Source organism: Daejeonella sp. (assembly GCF_030695525.1).
GTDB lineage: Bacteria > Bacteroidota > Bacteroidia > Sphingobacteriales > Sphingobacteriaceae > Daejeonella.
In genome coordinates, this window is record NZ_JAUYSS010000032.1 from 218,899 (window position 1) to 231,937 (window position 13,039).

Here is a 13,039-nt window from a genome sequence, read left to right on the forward strand (position 1 = left end):
TTATTGTTTGCGAAATTTTTCAAGCGTGAACATAAATCCCACCTCTATCTTCGACATTACTGATCGTAAGCTAGTCTCACTTTCATGTAAACTCAAAAATTCTTTCTCGATCAATTCATGAAGTTTACCGAGGTCCGCTCCACCAATAGCATTACGAACAGATACCAATACCTGTTGGTCTGTTTTGACTAACACACCTTCATCAATGGCTAAATAATGTGTGCCCGATTCTGTTTCATAAGTTAATATTCCAGGTACCAGGGCAGCCACACAATCCAACCGATGAGGCAATAAACCAAATGAACCCTCAGAGGTCTCCATAATAATGCTGATGACATTGTTTATATCAGCAAAAACTTTGAATGGAAGGAGAATTTTTAAGTTCATTATGTTTTTCTTTCATTACTCTTTGCAAAAGCTTCCTCAATCTTTCCGATCATATAAAAAGAACTTTCTGGCAAATCCTTAAATTCGTCCGCCAAAATTCGTTCACAACCATCTAGCGCATCATTCAAACTGACCTCTTTGCCCGGGATACCACTAAATTGTTCAGTAACAATAAAAGGCTGTGTAAGAAACCTTTCCAGTCGTCTTGCCCGATTTACCACATTGCGATCCTGCAATGAAAGTTGTTCCAATCCAAGCATAGAAATAATATCCTTTAGCTCCTCGTACTGTGCCAGGGTTTGACGGGTTTGCTGAGCTATTTCATAATGTCTTTTCCCAATTGTTGTGGGTGTTGCCATTTTTGAATTAGATTGAAGCAAATCAATAGCGGGATAAAGACCTTCACTGGCTTTCTTTCTTGAAAGAACAATTGAAGCTGATAAATGTGAAAAGGTATGAACTGCTGCAGGATCTGTCAGATCATCGGCCGGTACGTAAACTGCCTGGATAGAGGTAATCGCTCCTGCATCGGTATTAGCAATTCGTTCCTGCAATTTCGAAAGTTCTGTTGACATAGTAGGCTGATATCCCAGTCGGGAAGGCATTTGCCCCATCAAACCTGACACTTCCATACCTGCCTGAATAAACCGAAATACATTATCTATCAATAGTAGCACATCCCGCTGCTCATCATCCCTGAAATATTCAGCCATTGTTAGAGCGGCATGACCCACCCGAAAGCGTGCTCCGGGAGGTTCATTCATCTGCCCGAACATCATTACCATATCTTTTAAAACACCAGCATCCTTCATCTCATGATATAATTCATGCCCTTCGCGGCACCTTTCACCAATACCACAAAACATACTTACACCTTTATTGTCGCCTATCATGTTGCGAATCATCTCAGTGAGCAAAACCGTTTTACCAACACCGGCCCCACCAAACAATCCCGCTTTTCCTCCACGCTCTAAGGGAATCAGTACATCGATGGCCTTAATTCCGGTTTCATAAACTTCCGACTTGGTTGAACGTTTTGTTAAATGCGGCGGAGACTGATGGATGTTACGCCTCTCCATATTAGCTAAGGGTTCCTTCTGATCAATTGTATTGCCGAACACATCGAACATACGACCCAGGATGGATTTGCCAACTGGTACTGTCAGTTCTCTACCCTGCGATTCTGCAACCATGCCACGGGCAAGTCCCTGCGTAGGTGTTAAAGCAATACAACGCACCCGATTATGATCCAGCTGAGAAAGAACTTCAATAAAAATTTCTTTATTCCTGCCCGTAAGCAGCAATGAATTGATTGGTGGAAGATTATTTTCAAACCGTACATCCACTACGCTGCTGCGCACAGAGACAATTTTTCCCTGAGTGAATGCAATTGATTTTTGGTTTGAAATTGTCTTCATTATTAATTTAATAAAATCAGCCATCCCCGGAAAGACACGAATGAACATGAAAACCGATTGGGATATGGCTATGCTTCAGAATTCTTTCTTCTACAGAATTCTATTCTTGAAACGTGGTTCTATGCTGAACAAAAAATGCCTGATTATCTGTCCCTTTTGTTATTAAGCAATTAAACCATCTTGCAAAATAAGAAAACTATTCCGGGTTGGAAAGGAATATTGGTTTTTATCATTGACCAATTTCCGATGATAAAGCAGCTAAAAAAGCCTCGACAAAATAGTCAGGCCTTAAAAAGTCCTTACTTGAACGCAAAGAAATAAGAATTACCTTTCAGTAGGTAAAACGTCTTGAATATCGAAATCCAGGTTGACCTGGCTCAATTTTTTGAATATTACAATTAATCAATGTGTCAGCATTTAGTAAGCGAATAAAAATCAATCCTCAATTATTAAATCAATACGTAAAGGGAATTAAGGACCCTTCAGTTAAACAAAGGGAGAAAATAACAGCCGGATTGAAGGAATTGGGGAAAGAGCTGCTTGAGCTTAATTATGTCTAAATTTTAATTTAATTTAATAAGGCTCAATTCTATCTAGGCACATTTACCCGAATGCGTCAAATGCTGATGGATAATACAGAATACGATTGGAGATCGAAAAGATCAAAACCAAACTGGATAGGCAGGGCAAAAATATGGAGATTTTTTTCCGCTATCTGGATGAACTGATTGAGCGAAAAATAAAACCCAAGCCAAGAAAAAGGATAGGTTTTTAACTTAACTTACTCCTGGTCCCACAGCATTTCAATACTTATGGTGAAGCATTGGTCATTTTAGGAAAAAAGCAGGAAGCTATCGAGATGTATAAGAACTCTAAACACTTGTTAGCGAAATATTTATTTCACCGACTATAGTCCTTATATTGGTAAAATCAATCACTAATTTTGGTCATGAAAATTAAAATTTTTTATTCTTGGCAAACTTCTACATCTACGAAGTACAATAAGAATTTTATTCAGGACAGTATTGAAAAAGCCATTAGGAAACTTAAAAAAATTCCTGAAACAAAAGACATTGAATATGTTCTTCAAGAAGGAATTTCCAACGAACCCGGCTCACCTCCAGTCGCCGGGAAGATTACCGATGAGCGTATACCGAATTGCGATATTTTTATTGCAGACCTTTCTGTAACCAATAAGATGCCATCGCCTGTTGTCTGGATATTAAAAAAATTCAAGCTCCCTTACCGACCGTCTCAAAATACAAATGTGATTCTGGAATACGGTGTCGCCCTCGATGCAATTAAATATGAAAGGTTGATAGGCGTATTAAATAAAGCTTACGGGTCGCCGAAGGATAATCCAGATAATATACCTTTTGATATCAAGCATCTCCGCTTTCCTATAGAATTTAACTATAGTTCCAAACACAAAAAGACAGATATACAAGAGAATTTCGTAAATGACCTGCGGACTGCAATTAAAGATATAACAGTATATGCACTTAATCATTATAAGCAAAAGTATCATCCACTCTTAGTATGGGATTCATGGGAAGCTATTATTCCACAAACACAGAGATATATCTCAAATGAGAAAATAAACGAGATAGGAAAAGTAATCAAAACTGCTGTTTCCACGAACAGAATTGTAATTAGGCTGCTAGGGCTATCTGGGCTAGGCAAAACAAGAATTCTTTTTGAGCTATTTAGGCCAATAGCAGATAATACTCAATCTGCTATGCTAACGGCTAGACTTTTATATTTTGATTGTAATCTTGATCCGTCATATCCCATTGTTGCTAAAATTGAAGAGGTTGTAAATTCTGGAGACGAGCATTTTATAATTCTGGATAACTGTCCAGCAAGCTTATGTAGAAAGCTCCAGCCAATGGTTAAGAGTAAGACTAGTAAGATCTCCCTCATTACAATTGATAATAATCCCGAAGAAGCAGAGACTAATTTAATATCAGATGTATCGTATTATGTGATCAAGAAGGAAGATATGTTTAGTGTAGTTGAGGAGATTGTAAGCGAGGATTTTAAAGATCTTTCCAGAGAGAGTATTGAAAAGATCAAAGAGTTTGCTCAGGGCATTCCAATGATGGCAGTTCTCTTAGGCGATAGCGCCAAAAGAGGCGAGAAATTCATAGGCAGACTTGATGATAAATTTTTGCTGGACAGTCTTTTAGGGGATTTTGCGAAAGATCCCGAGACGAAAACTTTACTTAAGTCAAGTTCACTGTTTAACTATTTCGGATATAAGGATGAACTACTTCCACAGTTAACTTTTATTGCTACTAATAAGGATATTACTATCACAAATAGTAATCCGGACGTTATAGTAGACAAGTTTCATCTAGTAGTAAACCACTATCTGAGTAGGGAAATTTTTGAACCAAAAGGTCGGTTAATTACTATTCGGCCCTTCCCCTTAGCTATGTATCTTGCTCAAGAATGGCTGATGACGTGTACTCCCGATAGAATGATTAATATGATTGTTGCTATTGCACAATTAGAAGAGCCACATCGAAAGCAACTTTCAGAAGCATTAGCCGAACAGATGAAATATCTCGGCTGGGATGACAAGGCCATCGAAATAGTTGAAAGAATTACGGGAAATGGAAGCCCTTTTGACAATGCGGAAGTTTTAAATACAGAACTTGGGTCACGCCTCTTCCGCGCGTTTGTTGAAGTGAACCCTGTTGCTATTGCGAACAATTTATACCGTAATTTTTTGGAGAGAGCTACAGTTAACCCCATTAATATTAAGACTGGACGCAGAAATCTGGTGTGGGTGTTAGAAAAACTGTGTTTTGATTGCAATACTTTTGAAAAAGGAATAAAAGTATTATATGCGTTTGCGGTCGCGGAAAACGAAACATGGACAAATAATGCAACAGGTCAGTTTTTACACTTGTTTAAGATCATGCTTGCGGGCACGGAAGCTCCTTTGCAAGAGCGCATCAAGATTATAGAATGGGGCTTAGCGAAAGACGACAGTAGGTTTCATGACCTTGCTTTATTAGCAATGGAGCGAGGTTTAAGCTTCGGGCATTTTACACGAATGGGGGGATCGGAACTGCAGGGAACGAAGGTGCTACAAGATAATGTACCTACCTCCCAAGAGATTGAACAATATTGGACATACATATTGAACAAATTGTTGGACTTCGTTAAAACGGAGTCTGTTCTTTCAGAAAAAGCGAGTTCAATTCTCTTAGGTTCGCTACGCGGCATTGTTAGGGCTGGATATACACAATTGATATTGCCAATACTTACAAAAATCGCTTTACATAAAAACGAAGACTGGGACGAGGCTTTGGTTCCCTTAAAACAAACACTACGATATGAGGAGAAAATTCTAACTGAAGAAAAAATTGAACAATTTAAAAGCTTGCTCTCAAAACTTACAAAGAACGATTTTTTCTCGAGATATAAGCGAATGCTTCAGCAACAGCAAATGGATGTATTGGAAATTGTTCCACATGAAAAGATTACAAAGCTAATAGAGGCACTAGGACATGAGTTCGTAACTGCAGATGTAGATTGGAAGAAAGCTATACCTATGTTTTTCTCCAAGAATCAGTATTACGCTTTTTATTTTGGAAAAGGTATCTACGACCAGTTGAAATCCGACAAAGAAAGAATCCAGTCCTTCATTGATCTATCTGTTGACACACTACTTTCGATTCCAAAAGAACAAAGGGATGAATCTGTTTTAGGGGGTATATTTGCTGAAGGGGATAAAGAAATCAGGGATTACATTTTTTCGAAAGTTGCCAAACATGATGATCTGATCTATATCCTATTTTATCTTATATCTCTTAGTAAAACTGGCTACGAAGAAACAGAGGTGTTGTTCCAACTGGTCGATCGAGGCAAAGCCCCGGTTAGTGATTTTGTCGTATTTAGTCGATATGGTTATTCAGGGACGGATATTCACGTTATTATCTCATTTTGTCAAAGACTATTTGAGTACGGCACCGACGGATATATGGTTGCATATAAAATTTTAAGCTCTTTTGTGTTTTTTGAACCTGATAAAAAAAGTCTGGCATTACCGATTTTAAAGGAATGCATAGTCGAACTTGGAATTATTAAGCAACGAAACCAGCTAGATGAATATCAGTGGTGGGAACTAGTTCGCACCATTCTAAAAGATCAAGATGACTCTCAATTCGCTGCTCTTGTAAACCATGCTGTTATTGAATCTATCACTTGGGAAAATATGTATCATCTGGACCATGATATGGAGAGGACATATGAACTGCTATTAAATGAATATTTTGATGTGGTCTGGCCGGAAATTGCAGCTAATTTATTGGGAAATGAGGAGCATTATATTAAATTTTATGGACTAAAACATATTTTGGGATCGTCTATTGGAAGACGTCGAAGGGGAAATGGCGTAATAGTTACAGGAGATATTGATATCATGTTTCAATGGGCCGATCAAAATGCCCCTTTGGCGCCAAAAAGACTGGCTCAGCTTATTCCTGTGTTTGGGAACAAAACAGAAGATGGGCATCCTACATGGCATCCCATTGCAAAGCGACTGATTGATAATTTCGGTAATTATGAAGATGTGTTATCAGAATTATCAGCTAATCTAGGTACGTTCTCCTGGACAGGAAGTGTAGTGCCATATTATGAAATGCAGATAGAACTGATGGAGCAGATTAAAGATCATCCTATACCATTAGTTTCAGATTGGGCAATTCAAAAAATTAATTATTTATTGGAGGATATTAAGAGAGAAACAATTAGGGATCAGGAAATGCGACTTAGGTAATTAACATACCATCCACTACCGATTAAATAATGTATTTTGATTTGATAATATACTAACATTCAGTACATTTAGGTATAGCATCTGCAGCTATACCATAGCAAAAATTGAGTGGTGGGTAATTCGGTGAGTAAAGTATCACCCCCTTAAAATATCAAAACCATCATCGAAATAATAGAGTACAATTCCCTCTTCCCCCAACAGAATCAATGAAACTAATATCTCTTACATTCAATATTAAATTCACCCTCTCCCAACCCTCCACCACACCCCTACAACAACCAACCCTACAATCAATCCCGCTGCAATCCCGATCCATAAACCCCCCTTTCGTTCCACCGAAACAGATCGCTCGGTGCTCTTCGCAAGGACTTCATTCCTTACCTTCTCCTCCAGCTCAGAACTTACCGTTCCGGAGGTCTTAGAAGTATCAGTTATACGTATAACCTGATTACCTGAGCCTTTGATAAGCACTTTTGAAGCTTTCCCGATAAAACCCTCCTGCAGGGAGAATTTGAATGTATCGGTAGGAAAAATGCTCAACTGATAGCTATGTCCGCTGGAGTCTATCAGGTATTCAAAGCGCTCGAACTGATTGTGTTCCAGCACCCGGCTTTTACTATTGGACTGCTCCTTTAAAGCTAAGCGCGCTTGTTGCCGATTCATCAATTTGCTGCTATGGCAAGCAGCACCGCAGAATATGATCAGAGCCATAGCTCCGAATTGAATTAGTGTTTTCATTTGCTGTTTTTATTTTGTCAGACAGGGTATCTGATCCCTGCGTCATTCTGGCGAAAGCCCAATATCATTAAGTGATCGTTTTAAATACTTAATATATAGTACTTTGTAATTATCCAGGTATAATTATTCCGTGTGTTTTCAAATTTATACCGCTCATAGCCGCGGAGGCCTATTCACTTTTTCCTTGATGAAAAAGTAACCAAAAAATCAAGACAAAACGAAGCTCCCACCACTAGAGGCCATACACCCGGCCCGCCGTTTTGTCCTCCCAGCGCACAGGGAATACATATTCATTCAAATTAATTTCTCTTTATTAAGATTTGAAGGTTGCTAAGATTAACGTTAGAGGTTTAGGAATATTCATCCATCAACGGCTGCGTACAGGGCTATTAAAGTCGGTGCTTTGGCAAAGCTGAATTTACCGCCCTGTCCAATGCCGCAAAAAAAAGTATATGAATGTGCTTGCGATGGCGAAACAACTATGATATCCTGCTAATGACACCAAATATTTTTATTTTACGCGGCGCTAGCAGCCCCCATAAATAACCTTTATTCCGTCCCGATAGCCATCCGGAGTAGGTGCAGCAAAATTGTCTAGGCCTAAGCAGAAACCATCAAAGCATAGCTCTTCTTGCCTCATACCTCAGGCCTCATACCTCATTCCCCATACCTCGCCACCCGATAAACCGACCTAACCTGCCTCCGCTTCCGGTACACCCCATCCCCTTCCCTGCTGCCTGGATCATTGGTATTGCCCTCCACTGTGATTAGCCAGTCACCTAACCATTGATCCACAAAACCCACATGGGCAATACGCTTTTTATCGGTAAAATAAATGCCAAAAACATCCCCTGTGCGTGGAATCAGCGCTTCACGCTTATCAGTTCTGAATAATTCCTGCTTCCTGATTCCCGGTTCGTTGTAAAGGTTTTCATTCTTCTTCCAAATCACTCTATTCTCGGGAAACAGGGCGGGCGACCAGCCTGTCCTGGGATTATCGACATCGGCCTGCCCTAAAACCCAGCAGACAAAAGCTGCACACCAGGGGTTTCCTTTCGGAAGGCCGACGTAGCGGAGGTATGTTTCTATTGCTGGTCCTGAATTTGATTGCTTTTCGCGTACACCTATCTGGGAAGTATAAATCAGGCGAATTTTATGCTGCACAGTATTGCTGAGCTTAATTGTGCTGTTAAAAGGAACGGATTGCACTTGTGCATTACTGCCCTTTACTACGCTGAGACATAGCATGTAAAAGACAGACAATATGATTCCAAGCAGGATCAATGTGTCGGGATTTGGTTTGAATCTTTTCATGATCGCTGGTATTAATGAGTGAATACTTTTCCGATGTAAGAGCTGTCAGAAAAGGCTTTTCCATTGGCTGAACGATAAGCCAGCCATACCTGAATTTCGTGGCCTATAAAAAGCTGCGGTATGCGGATGGTACAAAATTCATCGTCCCGGCGAATGCCTGAGTCAAGTTCATACCAAAATTCGTTCAGCGCACTGCAGTGGATCAGTGGCCATAATACATCCCCTCCATCCTCATAGCCGGGATTAGCAACAATCCAGCTAAAGTCCAGTTCATTTGTCCCTGCGACATAGTTCATGCTGCAATAAGGCCTTTGCAGATTACCACGAATCAGAGTGATCCTGGAATAATCAAGTTCAAAGTCCGGATATTCACCCCGGATCGCATCCGAATAGATTGGACCGAAGACCATTTTCATCCCTATTTTCTTAGGGTTTATTTTCCGGTAAGATTCATTGATCACCCTTATTAGTGGAAAAAGGAAACCTGAGACCAAAGAGAATTTTGCCCTTTGTATCAATTGTTTTTCGCTTGGAGCTTTTCCTGATTTCTTTGCTAAGCTTCTTATATAGGTTTTCCCGTTTAGATTACAGTAGATTTTATCCCCTATCCTGCCGGATATCGGATATAGAATGCCTGATTGTTGTGCCATGATTTCTGAATTTTTGTTAATGATTCATTAAATAAGCGCTGCCAGTACCAGAATGAATGCATACAGTATCAGCAAATAAAAGCTGAGGTAGATGATCACTTTCTGCCCTGTTCGCATGGATCTGAAATTACTTTCGAACTGCTGTTCTGAATATTCTGCAAACACAGGCCAGATCACTTTGATAAGCCACCAGGTCAGGGCTTTAAATACCAGGATGGCTATAGCCGCCAGGATAACTGCACTGATAATTCCCGGATCAATGGCTGCAGCGCTAACATCCAGTTGACGGATAAGGTATGGGAACAGGAAAAAAACAGTTATTAAAATTATAATGCCCATAAATTCCTTTCTTAAAGGAAAAAACAAGGGTTGCTGATATTTTTGAATGAGTTTCATTTTTATTGGTTTTTAAGCTTGATGAATTGACCGGATCAATTAGTACCGGTCTTTATTTGTTTTTGCGAGGCGAGCGAAGCAATCTCAAATCCGATTGCTTCGCTGCAGCTCCCGCAAAGGAGGATATTGATACCCCCCTGTTTACTTAAGCCATAACAATTTCACCCGCATGAATGCTTGTGGAGAAGTTGGCTTTATCTGGTGTCATCGCAGCGACCCAGACCTGTAGTGTATCCCCTGAAAATGAATCAGGAACCGCAATGCTGACCATTGCTGCACTTCGGTTCACTGCGTTTTCAAGGCTGTACACGAACTTCGACTTAGCCGCATTGTACATCAGGATTACAACCTTATCTGTTTCTTTGGCGGTACCGATTCCGGTATTATTCTGCCAGACAAAATTGATCTCCCCCGCTTCAGTCGACGAACCTACCATGTTCCAGATCCCTTCCAATGAACCCTTACTGAACAACACTTTGGTGTAGTCGAGTTCAAAGTCGGGATAGGTCCCGGTGATTGCCTCGGCAATAACATGAGCAATGGCCATGTTAAATCCGGTTTTCTTAGATGCCTGAGTTCTAAAGCCCAGGTTGATCAATGATCCGACCGGGCCGAGGAAGCCATTGGCAAAGCCGAACTTAGCACGTTGCACGAGCTGAAGATCCGAGGGTGCCTTGGAGGATGGTCTTGGAAGACTCCTCATGTAGTCGATCCCATTCCAGGTGCTTCCGATGATATTTCCGACCTTGCCGGAGAAACCACCCATTAGTCCTTTAATGAATTTTCCCATAATTGATAAATTTTTAAAGTGAAACATTGAATTACTTGTGTACCGGTACAGCACAAACTTGAAGAGAAGTGGTTAGTCGACAAAAAAATGACCGAAATTGACCGAAATTGACCGAAAAACCGGTCAAAATCTGACACAGGTGTATACCAACATTAGGTTTTGTTCGTACCTTCTTCGTACGATGTTCGTACAAGACCCCCTCCAGACCACCGCCAGGGCACTCTTATACGAACATGGTACGAACATGGACACTACTTGGTACGAACATGGTACGAAGATGGTGTAATGTTATTTCAGGAAATGATTTCTTTTACTGTAGATATCGGGGGCATAGTAGAGTTTGCCTCCCCCAACAGGGTGGGGAACCAGATCGCCTTTTTTACGCCTGCGGTAAAAGGTGCTGGTACTGATGCGCAATATTTTCATTACTTCAAGAGAGTCTATCCAGAGGGCCGGATTATGGCCTTCAATAGCCAATGCAAGCTCATCGAGAAATCGCAGGATCTCTTCCTGCTTTGTCCCGATGATATCAAGCTTCCGGTTTATATGTTCAAGATCTGACATTAGGATACAATTGCAGCACAAATGTCAATACTCAAACTAAAAAACTTACTCATATTCACTCATAAAGTATGAGTAAGGGAAAAAAATCGCATGAGTAATTCACTCATATTCACTCATATTCGCCCATTGCACACTAATAAACCAATTATTGATTATCAGCTTTCTTTGGCCAGTAATACCAGGTTAGTAATGCAAATGGAAGGAGGAAAATAAGTAATAAAGGAATATCTACAGTATGATCAGGTCCAAATCCCGCGTAGATACCCTCGTAACTGACAATAGCTATCCGATAGGCCTGCTCAAGAAGCAGCACAACTATAATAAAGAGTAAAAAATATAAGGAAAGGATATTCCAGGGCCAAATCTGTTGGATCAATTCCCATCGGCCTGCTTTTACTTTTGGTTCAGGTGTTTCAGCATCGAAATCAGCAAATCCATCAATGGCCTTTATTTTATTTAGCAATTCATCGCTGAACTTAACTTTCCCATTCTCAATCCATGAATAACCCGACTGGGTCATATTCATTTTGGCGCCCATGTATTCCTGATCTAAGCCAAGGAATTTACGCCTTTGATACAGTTTCTCTTCGAGTTTTTTGGGGTTCATAGCCTTACATTTTTTTAATAAGGATCAAAAACTTATTGAGTATTGAGCGGCCTGCACGCCGGAATTAAGCCCAGGTATTGTTTTTCCTGGTTTACGACTAGTGTGATAAATTGAAACAATAAAAACTACCCCGGTATCCGGATAAAATTAATATACAATAAGATATGGAAATACATCTATTTTACTTTCTCTGTATTGTAGGTGTTTACACTAATTTACGAAATGAAATGGAAATCTTAAATTTTCTAATAAAGGAATCATTAGTGTCCGGGGAAATTTTTTATTAAGGTTTAGCCCGGCAGCAGAATTGAAACTCTTGCTATATTTAGGAAGAGGGTATTTTCTTAATGATTGAATTATTTTAATCTCGGGTATAGAATTATCACTCAATAGGGCCCGCCTTCAGGCGGGTTGTAATCGGAGTGATTCAATTCGGGCCAGTCCGAACGGAGTTCATCCGGGCGGGCTTCAGCCCCACATATAGCAGGTTAGAAAATAACGTAAACCGGTGCTTCAGCGCCGACAACATTTAATCGGGCTGAAGCCCGATGCGGGTGTTCCGGTATAAACGGATTATTTTGGGCTGAAGCCCGGAATATCCCCCTTGTATACCCCGCTTAAAAGCGGGGCCTATTGAGCGAGTGCGCTAACAGCGGGGCTTGCTTTTTGAAATCAGGAAATAAAATCGTTTACGATACTTTTTAAAAGGATATTTTTAAACATTTTATTTTAACCGGACAACAATGATAAAGGAATCAAATCATTGTTCTCCGGTTAAAATTAAACTTCTAGTCAAATACACTAGCAATAAATTAAAATGGGAATTTATGGACGTTTTTAAAAGCATGCCCCCTGCTTTATCAAAATTATAGGATAAGCAAAATGAGGTTCGCCTATTGCTCTTTCGATTCGAAATTTTCTCTGTCGACCCCGAATAAGGCAACATATTTATTGATGACCCAGAATGGATCACATGTTTATAGAACAATTTTCAACGAAAAATCCCGACCTAGAAGGTGGTCGTATGTGGTAATGGTATACATAGGACCACCTTCGGGCAATGTCATTATTTAAGGATAAATTACGCGTTAATTACAAAGGAGGTTCTCGCTTTCGCGAGAATGACAACTCCTTGTGTGTCGAGAGGAGATTCCGGCTCAAGGCCGGAATTGGAGTCTTATCAATAGCTGATTTATACATCAAGAAGGCCTTTTTTCGGCACTCACTCCGATCCTGACGAATTCAGGATCTCCTCTACTATTTAATATTGAACTGTCATCGTGGCGGAGGCCACGACCCCCTTTTCTTCTTAAATAATGACATTGCCCCCGGGGTCGGTGAACGGTTTGTATGGTTTTTCTATAAACATGCGACCTCCTTCGG

The 13,039-nt window shown here is 40.2% G+C and carries 11 protein-coding genes; 1 reads left to right on the plus strand and 10 read right to left on the minus strand.

What is annotated here, in order from left to right; all coding sequences use genetic code 11:
• The gene (locus Q8S11_RS08060; RefSeq protein WP_305661571.1) at positions 1–387 is read right to left on the minus strand and encodes a F0F1 ATP synthase subunit epsilon; all 387 of its coding nucleotides are present in this window, start codon (positions 385–387) and stop codon (positions 1–3) included.
• Positions 387–1,805 (minus strand): F0F1 ATP synthase subunit beta, encoded by a 1,419-nt coding sequence (gene atpD, locus Q8S11_RS08065; protein ID WP_305661572.1) that lies wholly within the window; start codon positions 1,803–1,805, stop codon positions 387–389. The genes Q8S11_RS08060 and atpD overlap by 1 nt, the downstream gene beginning before the upstream one ends.
• 949 nt (positions 1,806–2,754) lie before the next feature.
• Between atpD and Q8S11_RS08070 the strand changes: the two genes are divergently transcribed.
• Positions 2,755–6,597, plus strand: a complete 3,843-nt coding sequence (locus Q8S11_RS08070) for a hypothetical protein (RefSeq protein ID WP_305661573.1) — start codon at positions 2,755–2,757, stop codon at positions 6,595–6,597.
• 240 nt (positions 6,598–6,837) lie between these two features.
• On the opposite strand, the gene Q8S11_RS08075 is transcribed toward Q8S11_RS08070, so the two are convergent.
• The 8 genes from Q8S11_RS08075 to Q8S11_RS08110 form a co-directional block, all read right to left on the minus strand.
• A complete protein-coding gene (locus Q8S11_RS08075) occupies positions 6,838–7,335 on the minus strand; it encodes a hypothetical protein (protein ID WP_305661574.1) in 498 nt (165 codons plus the stop codon).
• A gap of 657 nt (positions 7,336–7,992) precedes the next feature.
• The gene (locus Q8S11_RS08080) at positions 7,993–8,649 is read right to left on the minus strand and encodes a CHAP domain-containing protein (protein WP_305661575.1); all 657 of its coding nucleotides are present in this window, start codon (positions 8,647–8,649) and stop codon (positions 7,993–7,995) included.
• Between the two features lie 11 nt (positions 8,650–8,660).
• On the minus strand, positions 8,661–9,299 hold the full coding sequence (locus tag Q8S11_RS08085; RefSeq protein WP_305661576.1) for a DUF6266 family protein: 639 nt from the start codon (positions 9,297–9,299) through the stop codon (positions 8,661–8,663).
• Between the two features lie 27 nt (positions 9,300–9,326).
• A complete protein-coding gene (locus Q8S11_RS08090) occupies positions 9,327–9,695 on the minus strand; it encodes a hypothetical protein (RefSeq protein ID WP_305661577.1) in 369 nt (122 codons plus the stop codon).
• 145 nt (positions 9,696–9,840) lie between these two features.
• Positions 9,841–10,485, minus strand: coding sequence for a DUF6266 family protein (locus Q8S11_RS08095; RefSeq protein ID WP_305661578.1), 645 nt, complete (start codon positions 10,483–10,485; stop codon positions 9,841–9,843).
• A 288-nt stretch (positions 10,486–10,773) separates the two neighbouring features.
• A complete protein-coding gene (locus Q8S11_RS08100) occupies positions 10,774–11,049 on the minus strand; it encodes an AlpA family transcriptional regulator (protein ID WP_305661579.1) in 276 nt (91 codons plus the stop codon).
• Between the two features lie 145 nt (positions 11,050–11,194).
• Positions 11,195–11,656: a helix-turn-helix transcriptional regulator gene (locus Q8S11_RS08105; protein WP_305661580.1), complete on the minus strand. Its 462-nt coding sequence runs from the start codon at positions 11,654–11,656 to the stop codon at positions 11,195–11,197.
• Between the two features lie 1,199 nt (positions 11,657–12,855).
• A partial coding sequence (locus tag Q8S11_RS08110; RefSeq protein WP_305661581.1) for a hypothetical protein occupies positions 12,856–13,039 on the minus strand: 184 nt, incomplete at its 5' end.